The 15,503-nt window shown below is 60.8% G+C and carries 14 protein-coding genes and 1 tRNA gene; 14 read left to right on the top strand and 1 reads right to left on the bottom strand.

Going from position 1 to position 15,503, the window contains the following annotated elements; genetic code table 11:
• Positions 1-7 precede the first annotated feature (7 nt).
• The 13 genes from ASD12_RS04580 to glpK all read left to right on the top strand — a co-directional run bounded on the left by ASD12_RS04580 (position 8) and on the right by glpK (position 14,409).
• On the top strand, positions 8-949 hold the full coding sequence (locus ASD12_RS04580; RefSeq protein WP_056582345.1) for an alpha-E domain-containing protein: 942 nt from the start codon (positions 8-10) through the stop codon (positions 947-949).
• Between the two features lie 64 nt (positions 950-1,013).
• Positions 1,014-1,808, top strand: coding sequence for a transglutaminase family protein (locus tag ASD12_RS04585; RefSeq protein WP_056582346.1), 795 nt, complete (start codon positions 1,014-1,016; stop codon positions 1,806-1,808).
• Between the two features lie 134 nt (positions 1,809-1,942).
• Positions 1,943-2,674 (top strand): peptidase, encoded by a 732-nt coding sequence (locus ASD12_RS04590; protein ID WP_056582347.1) that lies wholly within the window; start codon positions 1,943-1,945, stop codon positions 2,672-2,674.
• Between the two features lie 104 nt (positions 2,675-2,778).
• On the top strand, positions 2,779-4,191 hold the full coding sequence (locus tag ASD12_RS04595; protein WP_056582349.1) for an aspartate aminotransferase family protein: 1,413 nt from the start codon (positions 2,779-2,781) through the stop codon (positions 4,189-4,191).
• A 127-nt stretch (positions 4,192-4,318) separates the two neighbouring features.
• Entirely contained in the window at positions 4,319-5,086 is a 768-nt protein-coding gene (locus ASD12_RS04600) for a DeoR/GlpR family DNA-binding transcription regulator (RefSeq protein ID WP_056582351.1), read from the top strand.
• A 126-nt stretch (positions 5,087-5,212) separates the two neighbouring features.
• Positions 5,213-6,739 (top strand): glycerol-3-phosphate dehydrogenase, encoded by a 1,527-nt coding sequence (glpD, locus tag ASD12_RS04605; protein ID WP_056582353.1) that lies wholly within the window; start codon positions 5,213-5,215, stop codon positions 6,737-6,739.
• Positions 6,740-6,781: 42 nt separating this feature from the next.
• A complete protein-coding gene (locus tag ASD12_RS04610) occupies positions 6,782-7,861 on the top strand; it encodes an ABC transporter ATP-binding protein (protein ID WP_056582356.1) in 1,080 nt (359 codons plus the stop codon).
• 10 nt (positions 7,862-7,871) lie between these two features.
• Positions 7,872-8,939, top strand: a complete 1,068-nt coding sequence (locus ASD12_RS04615; RefSeq protein WP_056582358.1) for an ABC transporter ATP-binding protein — start codon at positions 7,872-7,874, stop codon at positions 8,937-8,939.
• On the top strand, positions 8,940-9,806 hold the full coding sequence (locus tag ASD12_RS04620) for a sugar ABC transporter permease (protein WP_056582360.1): 867 nt from the start codon (positions 8,940-8,942) through the stop codon (positions 9,804-9,806).
• 106 nt (positions 9,807-9,912) lie between these two features.
• Entirely contained in the window at positions 9,913-10,731 is an 819-nt protein-coding gene (locus ASD12_RS04625; RefSeq protein ID WP_162252214.1) for a carbohydrate ABC transporter permease, read from the top strand.
• Positions 10,732-10,733: 2 nt separating this feature from the next.
• Positions 10,734-11,021 (top strand): DUF2160 domain-containing protein, encoded by a 288-nt coding sequence (locus ASD12_RS04630; protein WP_056582363.1) that lies wholly within the window; start codon positions 10,734-10,736, stop codon positions 11,019-11,021.
• A gap of 79 nt (positions 11,022-11,100) precedes the next feature.
• Positions 11,101-12,825: an ABC transporter substrate-binding protein gene (locus ASD12_RS04635; protein ID WP_056582365.1), complete on the top strand. Its 1,725-nt coding sequence runs from the start codon at positions 11,101-11,103 to the stop codon at positions 12,823-12,825.
• A gap of 93 nt (positions 12,826-12,918) precedes the next feature.
• On the top strand, positions 12,919-14,409 hold the full coding sequence (gene glpK, locus ASD12_RS04640; RefSeq protein WP_056582368.1) for a glycerol kinase GlpK: 1,491 nt from the start codon (positions 12,919-12,921) through the stop codon (positions 14,407-14,409).
• Positions 14,410-14,465: 56 nt separating this feature from the next.
• Here the strand turns inward: glpK and ASD12_RS04645 are convergent, their stop codons facing one another.
• Entirely contained in the window at positions 14,466-14,981 is a 516-nt protein-coding gene (locus ASD12_RS04645; RefSeq protein ID WP_056582370.1) for a BA14K family protein, read from the bottom strand.
• A gap of 304 nt (positions 14,982-15,285) precedes the next feature.
• Here ASD12_RS04645 and ASD12_RS04650 point away from each other — a divergent pair.
• A tRNA-Lys gene (locus ASD12_RS04650) sits at positions 15,286-15,361 on the top strand.
• The last annotated feature ends 142 nt before the right edge of the window (positions 15,362-15,503 follow it).

A 15,503-nucleotide genomic window follows, 5' to 3' on the forward strand; every position in this document is an offset into this window, starting at 1 on the left:
TTCTTGTATGCTTTTAGGCCGCACCGCCAACGGGCTTTACTGGATGAACCGCTACATCGAGCGGGCCGAGAATATGGCGCGGCTGGTCGATGCCGGCCTCCGCATGGCGCTGACTCGTACCCAGAGCGCCTCGGAAGAGTGGAATTCGGTGCTGCTCAGCGCTGGTTCCGACGTCACCTTCAGCCAGAAATATTCTGACTATACCGCCGCCAATGTCGCCGACTTCCTGTTGCGCGACACGTCGAACCCGTCGAGCACGATGTCGTCGATCGAGACGGCCCGCAACAATGCCCGCATGGTGCGCACCGCGCTGACGCGCGAAACCTGGGAAAGTATCAACGAAGCCTGGATGGCGCTGAAGCGGATGCTGGCCAGGCCGATCGACGAGCGCGACCTGCCCAGCGTGCTCGACGCGATCAAGCGCGAGACGGCGCTGATCCGCGGCTCGTTCTACGGCACCATGCTGCGCAACGAGATCTTCGACTTCTCGCAACTCGGCACCTATGTCGAGCGCGCCGACAACACGGCGCGCATCCTCGACGTGAAATACTACGTGCTCCTGCCGTCGATCTCCTGGGTTGGCTCGACGCTCGACAACTACCAGTGGGAATCGATCCTGCGTTCGGTCTCGGCGCATCGTTCCTACCGCTGGGTCTATGACGCCGATTACAAGCCGACCAACATTGCCGACTATCTGATCCTCAATGTTCGCATGCCGCGTTCGCTGACCTTCTGCTATCGCTTCCTGTCGGAGCATCTGAAATTCCTCGGCGACGATTACGGCGAGCGCCATGCCTGCCACGCAACGGCCGAAAAGACGCAGACAATGCTGAGAGCCGGGTCGATCAAGGATATTTTCGATACTGGCCTGCATGAATTCCTGGCCAAGTTCATTCGCGACAACACCAAGCTCGGCGACGAAATCGCACAAGATTACCGGTTCAATTGAGCATGATCCTGAGAAGTGGGAATCGGTTTTCGGATAAGATCATGCTCACAAACGGAAAAAAAGCATGCGGCTGAAGATCACCCACCGGACCGAATACCGCTACGACGCACCGGTGCACTATCTGTTGCAGCGGCTGCGGCTGCTTCCGGTCAGCGGATCGACGCAGACCGTTCTGTCCTGGGCGCTGGCCATCGAAGGCGCGCGCGAAGAGGTTCACTTTGTCGACCATTTCGGCAATGACACAAGGCTGTTGAGCGTCGAGGGCGAGCGCGACTTCATCACCGTGGAAGCATCAGGCGAAGTGGTGACGCGCGACACCGCGGGTGTCTCGGGACCACACCAAGGCTTTACGCCGCTCTGGCTGTACAGCCATGAAACACCATTGACGACGGTCGGCAGCGGTGTTCGCGAACTCGCTGCATCGGTCGGCAAGGGAACCGACATCGAAAGGCTTCACCGGCTGATGGCTGTCATTGGCGAGCGCGTTGCCTACACGCCCGGCACCACCAATGCGACGACGCCGGCGGAGCAAGCCTTGGCGCTCAAGACCGGTGTCTGCCAGGATCACACCCATATCTTTGCCGCCGCGGCGCGCGCCATGGGCTTTCCGGCCCGCTATGTCAGCGGCTATCTGATGCTGGATGCGACGGTCGAGCAGGCTGCAAGTCACGCCTGGGCCGAAGCGCATGTTTCTGGTCTCGGCTGGGTTGCCTTCGATGCCGCCAATGGCATTTCGCCTGACGAGCGCTATGTAAAGGTGGCAACGGGCCGCGACTACCGCGACGCCACGCCGGTGTCGGGAATTCGGCTGGGACAGGCGGAAGAACAGCTTGCGGTCACCGTCACGGTGGAGCAGTAATCCTTCGCAAGATTGCTGCCAGAGCGATTCATCGTTTCAAGGAAACGCCGAACCGCTCTATCCCTTTGTTTTAACGCAATTCCGGACGGAAAACCGCTTCACACTTTTCCTGGAATTGCTCTAGAAGAGATTCCATGACTTATTGCGTTGGCCTGAAGATCGATCGCGGGCTCGTGTTCATGTCGGACACGCGCACCAATGCCGGTATGGATTCGATTTCCACCTTCCGCAAGATGCATATCTGGGAGCAGCCGGGCGAGCGCGTCATCGTTTTGATGTCGGCGGGCAACCTGGCGACGACGCAGGCGGTGGTCAGCCTGCTCGACGAACGCACCAAGGCAATTGCCGACCGTCACGCCACCCTTCTGGAGACGCCGTCGATGTATCAGACGGTGCGGCTGGTCGGCGATACGGTCAAGGAGGTCATCGCCAGTTCGTCGCCTGCGGGCGAGAAGGCGGATTCCTACTTCAATGCTTCCTTCATCCTCGGCGGCCAGATCAAAGGCAGCGAGCCGCGCCTGTTCATGATCTATCCCGAAGGCAATTTCATCGAATCGACCGACGACACGCCGTTTTTCCAGATCGGCGAGACCAAATACGGCAAGCCGATCATCATCCGTGCCTATGAAAAGACGATGAGCCTCGCCGAGACGGTGAAGCTGCTTTTGGTGTCGTTCGATTCAACGCTGAAGTCGAACTTGTCTGTCGGCTTGCCGCTCGACCTGCTCTTCCTGGAGATGGACGCCTTCAAGGTCGGGTTGAAGAAACGGATCAGCCAGGACGACCAGTATTACCGCACGATCTCGGACGGCTGGTCGAATGCGCTGAAGACGGCCTTTGCCAGCCTGCCGGATTTCCCTGGCTAGGGTGCGCGAAGTTCGCCGGCGGCGGTTGCATGTATTTCACGCGTTAATTAATAAAGAGGCCAGCCGGTATGGATGGCGGCGAGGCATCATGTCGGGAGGACAGGATGAATAACGATGATTTCCGGCAATGGTCGCGGCGCGCCGCCGACTGGGGCGCCGACTACCGCAGCACGCTGCGCGACCGTCCGGTGCGGCCGCTGGTCGAGCCCGGCGACATTTTCAAAAGCATAGAGGCTTCGCCACCCGAAGACGCCGAACCGATGGACCGAATCTTCGCCGACTTCGAAGAGAAGATCTTGCCGGGAATGACACATTGGCAGCATCCGCGCTTCTTCGCCTATTTCCCAGCCAATGCGGCGCCAGTTTCGGTGGTGGCGGAATATCTGGTTTCGGCGATGGCCGCGCAATGCATGCTCTGGCAGACCTCCCCGGCAGCGACCGAACTCGAAACGCGCACCGTCGACTGGATGCGCCAGGCGCTCGGTTTGCCCGAAGGGTTCGCCGGGGTGATCCAGGATTCGGCCTCGTCGGCGACACTGGCCGCGGTGCTTACTATGCGCGAACGGGCACTCGACTGGCAAGGCAATAGGCAAGGCCTGGCGGGGCAGGCGCGGCTGCGCATCTATTCCTCCGATCAGGTGCACACGTCGATCGATCGGGCGATCTGGGTGTCAGGCATCGGCGAGGACAATCTCGTGCGCATTCCGGTCGGCGGCCGCTTTCGCGCCATGGACACGGCAGCGCTCGAGGCGGCAATCGTTGCCGACCGGGAAGCCGGCATGGTGCCGGCCGGGATCATCTCCAGCGTTGGTGGCACGAGCATCGGCGGCACCGACGACATCGCTGCGGCTGCCGAGGTGGCGAGGCGGCATGGGCTCTATCTTCATGTCGATGCGGCCTGGGCCGGGTCGGCGATGATTTGCCCCGAGTATCGCCATTTCTGGGCCGGCGCCGAGCTGGCGGACTCCGTTGTCTTCAACCCGCATAAATGGCTGGGCGCACAGTTCGACTGCTCTATCCAGTTCCTGCGTGACCCCGAAAGCCATGTGAGGACGCTGGCTATCAAGCCGGATTATCTCAAGACACACGGTCATGACGGCATCATCAACTATTCCGAATGGTCGGTGCCGCTCGGCCGGCGCTTCCGCGCGCTGAAATTGTGGTTCCTGCTGCGCGCCCATGGTTTGGAAAGCCTGCGCATGATGATCCGCAATCATGTCGCGTGGAGCGAAGGGCTTGCCGCGCGGCTGGCAAAGGAACCAGATTTCGAGATCGTCAGCGGGCCGATGCTGTCGCTGTTCTCGTTCCGGCACAAGGCGGCATCTGGCACTGATGCGGACGCGCACAATCTGCGGCTGGTCAATGCGATCAACGATGATGGCCGCATCTACCTGACGCAGACGAGGGTCGATGGACTGATAGCAATCCGTTTTCAAGTCGGCCAGTTCGAAGCGACCGCCGACGATGTCGATATGGCTTTCACCGTCATCACGGAAATGGCGCTCGCAATGCCTTGATCAGGCGCCATCTGGTTTGCGTTCGCATTTGCCTTGGCAGTCACATGCATTTCATTAGCCGGCTTATGCCTTTTCATCGGTTTCGTTTTCGACTATAGACAAGAAAAACGAAAACGGGAGGTTGCCTATGTATCTGTCGCCACGCCATGCCGAAATCATCCAGATGGCCAAGGATCATGGTCGCGTGCTGGTCGATGACCTGGCCACCCACTTCAATGTGACGCCGCAGACCATACGCAAGGATCTCAACGATTTGTGCGACCAGCGGCTGCTTTCGCGCATCCATGGCGGTGCGTTGTTCCCGTCCGGCATCGAGAACATGGAGTATGAGGCGAGGCGCAAGATCGCCGCCGACGAGAAGGAGGCGATCGGCCGTGCGGCAGCCAGGCTGATCCCCGACAATGCCTCGCTGTTCATCAACATCGGCACCACGACCGAGGCGGTCAGCAAGGCGCTGCTCGATCACAGCGGCCTCATGGTCATCACCAATAACATCAATGTTGCCAATAGGATGCGGATATATCCGTCGATCGAGGTGGTGATCGCCGGCGGGGTCGTGCGCGGTTCCGATGGCGGTGTGGTCGGCGAAGCGGCGGTCGACTTCATCAGGCAGTTCAAGGTCGACTATGCGGTGATCGGCGCATCCGCCATCGACCATGACGGCGCCTTGCTCGACTTCGATTTTCGCGAGGTCAAGGTGGCGCAGGCGATCATCGCCAACGCAAGGCATGTCATCCTGGTTTCCGACCAGACCAAATTCGAGCGAACCGCACCGGTGCGCATCGGCCACCTGTCGCAGGTCAACACCTTCATCACCGACCGTTGCGACATCCCGTCGGTGCGCAAGATCTGCCAGGAGTCCGAGGTTCAACTGATCGAGACGTCGCTCACCTAGGCGATTTCAACCTGATATCACGTGCTCGTGATATTTCGTTTGACATTCGTTATCATTTCGAAATAATTCCGACACGGTTTCGTAAAAGGCCAAAAATGGTGCAATGCGAAATCGTTGGAGGAACTTGTGGACTCATCTCCGATCCGTGACATTTTCGTCATAGGTGGCGGCATCAATGGCTGCGGTATTGCCCGCGATGCCGTCGGGCGTGGCTTTTCCGTCTTTCTCGCCGAGATGAACGACCTGGCCAGCGGGACCTCCTCAGGCTCGACCAAGTTGATCCATGGCGGGCTTCGCTATCTTGAATTCTACGAATTTCGCCTGGTGCGCGAGGCGCTGATGGAGCGCGAGGTTCTGTGGAAGAACGCGCCGCATATCATCTGGCCGATGCGCTTCGTGTTGCCCTATGCCAAGGGCCTGCGTCCGGCCTGGCTGATCAGGCTCGGTCTCTTCCTCTACGACCACATTGGTGGGCGCAAATTGCTGCCGGCGACCAGGACGCTGGACATGGCCAGGGATCCGGCCGGCAAGCCTTTGAAGCCGCTGTTCAAAAAGGCCTTCGAGTATTCGGATGGCTGGGTCAATGACGCGCGGCTGGTGGCGCTGAACGCGCGTGATGCCGCCGATCGTGGTGCGACGATCCGCACCCGTACGAAAGTGGTCGGCGCGCGCCGCGAAAACGGTTTGTGGACGGTCCAGATCGAGGACCTGCAGACGGGCGAGACCGAGGAGATCAGGGCGCGCCTGCTGGTCAATGCCGCCGGCCCCTGGGTCGATCATGTGCTTTCGGGCGTCGTCGGCCTCAACGATGTGCACAATGTCCGCCTCGTGCAGGGCAGCCACATCGTCATCGCCAAGAAATTCGACGATCCGCGCGCCTATTTCTTCCAGAACAAGGATGGCCGCATCATCTTCGCCATTCCCTATGAGGAAGAGTTCACCCTGATCGGCACCACGGACCAGGATTACCCCGGCGATCCGCATGACGTGAAGATCAGCGACACCGAGATCGACTACCTCTGCGCCGCGGCAAGCGAATATTTCGCGCAACCGGTCAAGCGTTCGGACATCGTCTGGACCTATTCGGCCGTCCGCCCGCTGTATGATGACGGCGCCTCCAAAGCGCAGGAAGCGACGCGCGACTATGTGCTCAAGGCCGATGGCGGCGAAGGGGCTGCCCCGATCGTCAATGCCTTCGGCGGCAAGATCACCACCTATCGCCGGCTGTCGGAATCGATGCTGGAAAAGATCGAGGGTTTTCTCGGCAAGCGCGGCAAACCATGGACGGCAAACGCGCCACTGCCGGGCGGCGATTTTCCGGCCATCGGTTTCGATGCCGAAGTGGCGAAACTGAAGACCGCCTATCCGTTCCTCGACGCGCGCCTGGCCCGCCGGCTGACCAGGCTCTACGGCACCCGCGCCAGGATGCTGTTGGGGCTGGCCAAATCGAATTCTGATCTCGGCCTTAACTTCGGCGCCGATCTTTATGAGGCCGAGGTGCGCTATCTTGTTCAAAACGAATGGGCGGTCACATCAGAAGATGTATTGTGGCGCCGGACCAAGCGCGGTTTGCATCTCAGCCGCGAGCAGGTGGCGGCTCTCGATGAATTCATGCGCGGCATAAGTCGGCGCCATGTCGCGGCTGCCGAATGAAGAGGGGTTTGAGCTGATGCAGAAGGCCTGGGAGGAGGCGTCATGCTGGAACTGAGAAACGTCACCAAGACGGTCGGTGCGGCAGAGCATATCCGCGATGTGTCGCTGACGCTCCAGCACGGCTCGCTCAACGTCCTGCTTGGACCTACGCTCTCCGGCAAGACCAGCCTGATGCGGCTGATGGCCGGCCTCGATGTGCCGACATCCGGTTCGATCTGGTTCGACGGCCAGAATGTCACCGGCGTGCCGGTGCAGAAGCGCAAGATCGCCATGGTCTACCAGCAGTTCATCAACTATCCGGCGATGACCGTCTATGAGAACATCGCTTCGCCGCTCAGGGTGGCCGGCACCGATCAGGCGAAGATAGACAAGGAAGTGCGCAATGCCGCCGCACTTCTCAAGCTGACACCCTATCTCGACCGCACGCCGCTCAGCCTGTCCGGCGGCCAGCAGCAGCGCACCGCACTGGCGCGCGCCATCGTCAAGAACGCCAGCCTGGTCCTGCTCGACGAGCCGCTCGCCAATCTCGACTACAAATTGCGCGAGGAACTGCGCGCCGAATTGCCCAGGATATTCGCCGCCGCCGGCACCATCTTCGTCTATGCCACGACCGAGCCGCACGAAGCCCTGCTGCTCGGCGGCAACACGGCGACGCTTTCTGAAGGGCGGATCACCCAGTTCGGATCGACCATCGAAGTGTTCCGCAAGCCGGCCGACCTGGTGACAGCCAGGACGTTTTCCGATCCACCGCTCAACACCATCGTGCTCGCCAAAAAGGGCCGGGATTTCCTGCTCGAGGGTGGCGTGAACCTGCCGGTGCCGGCTCAACTCTCCGGCATTTCCGACGCCATCTATACGATCGGCTTTCAGCCGCACCACCTGTCGCTCGAGCGGCCCAACGCGGCGGCGGTGCCGGTGCGGGCCAAGGTGACGATCACCGAGATCACCGGGTCGGAGAGTTTCATCCATCTCGATTTTGCCGATGCGCGCTGGGTCATGCTGACCCACGGCATTCGCGATTTCGAGCCTGACGAAGTGGTCGAGGTGTTCATCGATCCGCGCCACATCATGGTTTTCGACGAGCGCGGCCGCGCCGTGACCGCGCCAAAGCTGGCGGCTTAAGGGGAAAGAGATGGCGCGCATCGACGTCAACCATGTCAGGCATTCCTATCTGCCGAACCCGCGGAAGGATGCCGATTTCGCGCTCAAGGAAGTGCATCACACCTTCGAGGATGGCGGCGCCTATGCGCTGCTCGGGCCCTCGGGCTGCGGCAAGACCACACTGCTCAACATCATTTCGGGATTGCTTCATCCCTCGCATGGCCAGCTGCTGTTCAACGGCAAGGACGTGACCAACCTGTCGACGCAGGAGCGCAACATCGCGCAGGTGTTCCAGTTCCCGGTCATCTACGACACCATGACCGTCTACGACAATCTGGCCTTCCCGCTGCGCAACCGCGACGTGCCGGAAGCCGATGTCGACCGCAAGGTGTGCGAGACGCTGGAGATGATCGATCTGGCGTCCTGGGCGAAGAAGAAGGCGAGGGGGCTGACCGCCGACCAGAAGCAGAAGATATCGCTCGGCCGCGGACTGGTGCGCTCGGACGTCAACGCAATCCTGTTCGACGAGCCGCTGACCGTCATCGACCCGCACATGAAGTGGGTGCTCCGCTCGCAGCTGAAGCAGCTGCATCGCCGGTTCGGCTACACCATGGTCTACGTTACCCACGACCAGACCGAGGCGCTGACCTTCGCCGACCAGGTGGTGGTGATGTATGATGGCGGCATCGTGCAGATCGGCACGCCTGCCGAACTGTTCGAACGTCCGCGGCACACTTTTGTCGGCTATTTCATCGGCTCGCCGGGCATGAACGTCATGCCGGTGGCGATCGACGGCAAGACGGCAACGCTCGGCTCGCAGCGCATCGAATTGCCCGGAGCACCCAAGGCAGGCAGCGGCGCCATCGAGCTTGGCATCCGTCCCGAATATGTCCGGCTTGGCCGTGACGGTATGGCCGTTTCGATCAGCAAGGTCGAGGATCTCGGCCGTCACAAGGTGGTCCGCGCCAAGCTCGAAGGCCGCGATATCGCTGCCGTGATCGGTGAGGACGAAACCGTGCCGGCCGATCCGAAGGTGCGGTTCGATCCGGCCGGTATCAACATCTATGCCGATTCCTGGCGCGTCGAGATGGGGGCCTAGATGGAAAAGACCTGGAACAACAAGGCCTGGTTCCTGGTGCTGCCGGTGCTGGTGCTGGTGGCGTTCTCGGCGGTCATCCCGCTCATGACCGTCGTCAACTATTCGGTGCAGGACACTTTCGGCAACAACGTCTTCTTCTGGGCCGGCACCGAGTGGTTCGAGGAACTGCTCTCTTCCAGTCGCTTCTGGGAGGCGATGGTCCGCAACCTGATCTTCTCCTTCATCATCCTCGCCATCGAAGTGCCGCTCGGCATCTTCATCGCGCTCAACATGCCGAAAAAGGGCTGGGGCGTGCCGGTCTGCCTGGTGCTGATGGCGCTGCCGTTGCTGATCCCGTGGAACGTCGTCGGCACTATCTGGCAGGTCTTCGGGCGCAATGATATCGGCTTGCTCGGCTACTACGTCAACGCGCTCGGCATCGACTACAACTACGTACAGGATCCCTTCGACGCCTGGGTCACCGTCATCGTCATGGATGTCTGGCACTGGACCAGCCTCGTCGTGCTGCTCTGCTATGCCGGCTTGGTCTCCATTCCGGATGCCTTCTATCAGGCGGCCAAGATCGACGGCGCCTCACGCTGGGCGGTGTTTCGCTACATCCAGCTGCCTAAGATGAACCGGGTGCTGCTGATCGCCGTGCTGCTGCGCTTCATGGACAGCTTCATGATCTACACCGAGCCCTTCGTGGTGACGGGCGGCGGTCCCGGCAACTCGACGACGTTCCTGTCGATCGACCTCGTGAAGACGGCGCTCGGCCAGTTCGACCTCGGTCCGGCCGCGGCCATGTCGCTGGTCTACTTCCTCATCATCCTGTTGTTGTCCTGGGTGTTCTACACCGTGATGACCAACTACGACGCGGAGCGCTGAGATGGCGGGCGCCAACGAAACGACGACGGAGCGCGACCGGGTGAGCCAGACGGGTGCTTCAGAAGGTTTGGCCAGCGCGCTGTCGCAGAGCGAAATCGACCGGCGCATGCGCCGGCGCGGCGAGGAATCGCGCTGGTGGTGGATCGTGCCGACGCTCTACATCATCGTGCTTCTGCTGCCGATCTACTGGCTCATCAACATGAGCTTCAAGACCAATGCCGAGATCGTCAACTCGCTGACGCTCTATCCGCACGCGCCCACGATCGCCAACTACGTCACCATCTTCACCGAGAAGGTCTGGTACTCCGGCTACATCAACTCGATCACCTATGTGGTCATGAACATGGTGATCTCGGTGTCCGTGGCGTTGCCCGCGGCCTACGCCTTCTCGCGCTATCGTTTCCTCGGGGACAAGCATCTGTTCTTCTGGCTGCTGACCAACCGCATGGCGCCGCCGGCGGTGTTCGCGCTGCCGTTCTTCCAGCTCTACTCGGCATTCGGCCTGATCGACACGCACATAGCGGTGGCGCTCGCCCACTGCCTGTTCAACGTGCCGTTGGCGGTGTGGATCCTCGAAGGCTTCATGTCGGGCGTGCCGAAGGAGATCGACGAGACCGCCTATATTGACGGCTATTCGTTCCCGCGCTTCTTCCTGAAGATCTTCATGCCGCTGATTGCCAGCGGCATCGGCGTCGCCTGCTTCTTCTGCTTCATGTTCTCATGGGTCGAATTGCTGATCGCCCGCACGCTGACCACGACCGACGCCAAGCCGATCGCCGCCACCATGACGCGCACCGTGTCGGCCTCCGGCATGGACTGGGGTCTGCTTGCCGCCGCCGGCGTGCTGACGCTGATCCCCGGCGCACTCGTCATCTGGTTCGTCCGCAATTATATCGCCAAGGGCTTTGCCCTGGGGAGGGTGTGACCATGAATTTCAACCTCTCCTGGATGGCATGGACGCCGCCGACGGCGATCTTCTTCGTCGTCATCGCGCTGCTGCTGCTTGGCATGGGTGTCTGGGAATACGCTTCGCCGGGCGGCAATCCGCGCGTCGGCATCCTGCGCTTCGAGACGACGCGCGGCGACCGCCTCTTCGTTTCGCTGCTTGGCAGCGCCTTTATCCATCTCGCTTGGCTGGGTCTTGTCGGACCCAGCCTCTGGTGGGCTCTCGCTCTCTCCGTGGTCTACGCTATTGGCGTGTTCCGCTACGTATAGAGGGGGAAACTGTTGGAGCGGCCGCGTGCCGGCGACCGCTCCAGATCGCACTTGAACCTTAAACAGTGGAGGAAACACAATGCGACGGCAATTTCTAACATCAACCACAGCCCTTGCGCTATTGCTCGGGGTGGGCAACGCCTACGCCGGTATGGACGAGGCAAAAGCCTTTCTGGACAAGGAGATAGGCGACCTTTCGACGTTATCACGCGCCGATCAAGAAGCTGAGATGAAGTGGTTCGTCGACGCCGCCAACCCGTTTGCCGGCATGGAAATCAAGGTCGTCTCCGAAACGCTGACGACGCACAAATATGAATCGGAGGTGTTGGCTCCGGCCTTCGCCGCCATCACCGGCATCAAAGTCACGCATGACGTCATCCAGGAAGGTGACGTCGTCGAGAAGATCCAGACCCAGATGCAGACCGGCCAGAACCTCTATGACGGCTGGGTCAACGATTCCGACCTGATCGGCACCCATTGGCGCTACCAGCAAGTGCGCAACCTGACCGACTGGATGGCCAATGAAGGCAAGGATGTCACCAATCCTGGCCTCGACTTGAAGGATTTCATCGGCTCCTCCTTCACCACCGCGCCGGACAAGAAGCTCTATCAGCTTCCCGACCAGCAGTTCGCCAACCTCTACTGGTTCCGTTACGACTGGTTCAACGACGAGAAGAACAAGGCCGACTTCAAGGCGAAGTACGGCTACGATCTCGGCGTGCCGGTCAACTGGTCGGCCTATGAGGACATTGCCGAGTTCTTCACCGGCCGCGACGTCGGCGGCAAGAAAGTCTATGGCCACATGGACTACGGCAAGAAGGACCCGTCGCTCGGCTGGCGTTTCACCGACGCCTGGCTGTCGATGGCCGGCAATGGCGACAAGGGCATCCCGAACGGTCTGCCGGTCGACGAATGGGGCATCAAGGTCAACGAGAAGTCACAGCCGGTCGGCTCCTGCACGGCGCGTGGTGGCGACACCAACGGCCCGGCCGCCGTCTACTCGATCCAGAAGTACCTCGACTGGCTGAAGGCCTACGCGCCGGCCGAAGCTCAGGGCATGACCTTCTCTGAATCGGGTCCAGTCCCGGCGCAGGGCAACATCGCCCAGCAGATCTTCTGGTACACGGCTTTCACCGCCGACATGGTCAAGCCCGGCCTGCCGGTGATGAACGACGACGGCACGCCGAAGTGGCGCATGGCGCCGTCGCCGCATGGCGTCTACTGGAAGGACGGCATGAAGCTCGGCTACCAGGACGTGGGTTCGTGGACGCTGATGAAGTCGACGCCGGAAGACCGGGCGAAGGCAGCATGGCTCTACGCCCAGTTCGTGACCTCGAAGACCGTGGACGTGAAGAAGAGCCATGTCGGCCTGACCTTCATCCGCGACTCGACGATCCACGACAAGAGCTTCACCGAACGCGCGCCGAAGCTCGGCGGTCTGATCGAGTTCTACCGTTCGCCGGCCCGCGTCCAGTGGTCGCCGACCGGAACCAACGTGCCGGACTATCCGAAGCTCGCTCAGCTCTGGTGGCAGGCGATCGGCGATGCTGCCTCCGGCGCCAAGAGCGCGCAGGAAGCCATGGATTCGCTCTGCGCCGAGCAGGAAAAGGTCATGGCCCGTATCGAGAAGTCCGGCGTCCAGGGTGACATCGGACCGAAGCTCGCCGAGGAACATGATCTCGCCTACTGGAACGCCGACGCGGTCAAGGCCGGCAATCTCGCTCCTCAGCTGAAGATCGAGAACGAGAAGGAAAAGCCGCAGACCATCAACTACGACGAACTGGTCAAGAGCTGGCAGAAATAGGACTGTCCATGCGGGCGCTCGCGCCCGTGTGAAAATTGGGGGAGGCGGCATGTTGCCGTCTCCCCTGTTTGTATCGAGGCGGAGGATATCTGGATGAGCGGTTTTGTGCTGGCGATCGACCAGGGAACGACATCGACCCGGGCGATCCTGTTCGACGCCCAGATGAAAATAGCCGGCAGCGGGCAGAAGGAATTCACCCAGCATTATCCGGCCTCCGGCTGGGTCGAGCACGATCCCGAGGATATCTGGGCGAGCGTGGTGACGACCGTGAAAGCGGCGCTGAAGCAGGCCGGCCTGAATGCTTCAGATGTGGCGGCGCTCGGCATCACCAATCAGCGCGAAACCGTCGTCATCTGGGACAGGGCGACCGGCAAGCCGATCCACAATGCGATCGTCTGGCAGGACCGGCGCACCGCGCCGCTGTGCCAGAAACTCAAGAAACAGGGCTTGGAGAAGAAGTTCACCCGCAAGACCGGCCTGCTGCTCGATCCCTATTTTTCCGGCACCAAGATCGCCTGGATGCTGGACAAGGTGAAAGGTGCGAGAAAACGCGCCGAGAAGGGCGAATTGCTGGCCGGCACCATCGACAGTTTTTTGATCTGGCGGCTGACCGGCGGCAAGGTCCACGCCACGGACGCCACCAACGCCTCGCGCACGCTGGTCTACAACATCGAGAAAAATGCCTGGGACGACGAGTTGCTGGCTATCCTCAACATCCCGGCGAAAATGCTTCCTGAAGTGAAAGACTGCGCCGATGACTATGGAATCACGGAAAAAAACCTCTTTGGCGCCGAGATAAAAATCCTCGGTGTCGCCGGCGACCAGCACGCGGCGACCATTGGCCAGGCCTGTTTCGAGCCCGGCATGATGAAGTCTACCTATGGCACCGGCTGTTTTGCGCTGCTGAACACCGGCAGCGACCTGGTGCGCTCGAAGAACTGGCTGCTGACCACCATTGCCTACCGGCTGAACGGCAAGACGACCTACGCGCTGGAAGGCTCGATCTTCATTGCCGGCGCCGCGGTCCAATGGTTGCGTGATGGCATCAAGGTGATCGGCAAGGCCGAGCAGAGCGGCAAACTGGCGGCGGAAGCTGATCCGACGCAAAATGTCTACCTGGTGCCCGCCTTTGTCGGACTCGGCGCACCGCATTGGGATGCCGAGGCACGCGGCGCCATCTTCGGGCTGACCCGCAATTCCGGTCCGGCGGAGTTTGCCCGCGCCGCGCTGGAAGCCGTGGCCTACCAGACGCGCGACCTGCTCGATGCCATGCGCAAGGACTGGAAGGGCGCTTCGGCCAAGACCGTGCTTCGGGTCGACGGCGGCATGGTGGCATCGGACTGGACCATGCAGCGTCTGGCCGACATCCTGGATGCACCGGTCGACCGTCCGACCATCCTCGAGACGACAGCGCTCGGCGCCGCATGGCTGGCCGGCTCGAAGGCAGGTGTGTGGCCGAAGGCACGGGAGTTCGCGCAGAGCTGGGCGCTCGAACGGCGCTTCCAGCCGGACATGGAGACATCAACCCGTTCAGCCAAGCTCGCGGGCTGGCGGGATGCGGTGCGAAGGACGCTGAGCGCATAAGAAAGACCCGCGCTGTTTCCGGCGCGGGCCTTTTTACTCACCACTCACACTTAGGATCAGTAGGGCGAGCGGCACTCCTTGCGGGGGCCGTAGTTCGGCTGGAATGTGTTGTCCGAAGAGCGGTAGCTGCGATAGTGGTCATAGCACCACTGCACATGCGAGTTGCCTTCATAGACACGGTTGTTTTCACTGTTGATGATCGCGCCGGTGATCAGGGCGCCGGTGGCGAAGGCAGCCAGCGGGAACCAATTGTCGCCATGGCGCCGATAGCCGCGATGGTATTCGCGATAGCCGCGGTGGCCATTCCAATACACGCCACGATCATTGTTACGGGCAAAGTTCCGATTGCCGTTGAAATTGCGGCTGAAGTTGCGGCGATCGCCGTGGCGCTTCCACTCAGGATATTGGGAGGGATGTTGGGCTGGCGTGTCGCCGGCTGCGACGTTCAGGATATTTGACGACGTCACCGGTGCCTGCGGCACGAACATTTGCGCTGCATTGGCCGGACCGGCGGCTGCCGCGAACGAAACTGACAATGTGGTCGCCAGTATACCCGATACGATTTTGTTCATTATTCTTCTCCTTCGAAGGGGTGATTGACGTCCCTTGTGGCGAGGAAACGGGCGAGGCGGCTTATAGTTCCCGGCGAAACTCCAAGTTACTGATTTGTAATGTTTCTCCGACCTGCTGGCTATGCGGCAGACCGGTCGCGCACTTGCTCTGCCGGGGCGGTGCCCCTCATGATCGAAGCGGCCCGTCAGGCCCGGTGTTCGTGCTGGAAAAGCCCGGCCTGCGAATGCTGTTTTTCCGGTTGACCGGTCGAGGCACTCTCCCTATGTTCCGCGCAATTTCGAGGGCTGCCTTTCGCGCCCGCGGGAGCGCGTAGCTCAGCCGGTAGAGCAACTGACTTTTAATCAGTAGGTCATGGGTTCGAATCCCATCGCGCTCACCAAAAATCGCTGGTCCGTTCCGGACACATAGGTTACGGTTTATACTGGAGACATGGGTAACACTTTTGGCCCGAAGGGGTTTTGGAGTGGTTCGAGCCTGCATGTCTCATCATCGAAATATCCCAAATCATAGTCCATGAAGGA

The organism is Mesorhizobium sp. Root102 (assembly GCF_001425625.1).
In the GTDB taxonomy this organism is placed as follows: Bacteria; Pseudomonadota; Alphaproteobacteria; order Rhizobiales; family Rhizobiaceae; genus Mesorhizobium.

Coding starts and splice junctions, on each gene's coding strand:
- ASD12_RS04580 (WP_056582345.1), top strand. CDS start 8: ATGCTTTTAGGCCGCACCGCCAACGGGCTTTACTGGATGAACCGCTAC.
- ASD12_RS04585 (WP_056582346.1), top strand. CDS start 1,014: ATGCGGCTGAAGATCACCCACCGGACCGAATACCGCTACGACGCACCG.
- ASD12_RS04590 (WP_056582347.1), top strand. CDS start 1,943: ATGACTTATTGCGTTGGCCTGAAGATCGATCGCGGGCTCGTGTTCATG.
- ASD12_RS04595 (WP_056582349.1), top strand. CDS start 2,779: ATGAATAACGATGATTTCCGGCAATGGTCGCGGCGCGCCGCCGACTGG.
- ASD12_RS04600 (WP_056582351.1), top strand. CDS start 4,319: ATGTATCTGTCGCCACGCCATGCCGAAATCATCCAGATGGCCAAGGAT.
- ASD12_RS04610 (WP_056582356.1), top strand. CDS start 6,782: ATGCTGGAACTGAGAAACGTCACCAAGACGGTCGGTGCGGCAGAGCAT.
- ASD12_RS04615 (WP_056582358.1), top strand. CDS start 7,872: ATGGCGCGCATCGACGTCAACCATGTCAGGCATTCCTATCTGCCGAAC.
- ASD12_RS04620 (WP_056582360.1), top strand. CDS start 8,940: ATGGAAAAGACCTGGAACAACAAGGCCTGGTTCCTGGTGCTGCCGGTG.
- ASD12_RS04625 (WP_162252214.1), top strand. CDS start 9,913: ATGCGCCGGCGCGGCGAGGAATCGCGCTGGTGGTGGATCGTGCCGACG.
- ASD12_RS04630 (WP_056582363.1), top strand. CDS start 10,734: ATGAATTTCAACCTCTCCTGGATGGCATGGACGCCGCCGACGGCGATC.
- ASD12_RS04635 (WP_056582365.1), top strand. CDS start 11,101: ATGCGACGGCAATTTCTAACATCAACCACAGCCCTTGCGCTATTGCTC.
- glpK (WP_056582368.1), top strand. CDS start 12,919: ATGAGCGGTTTTGTGCTGGCGATCGACCAGGGAACGACATCGACCCGG.
- ASD12_RS04645 (WP_056582370.1), bottom strand. CDS start 14,981: ATGAACAAAATCGTATCGGGTATACTGGCGACCACATTGTCAGTTTCG.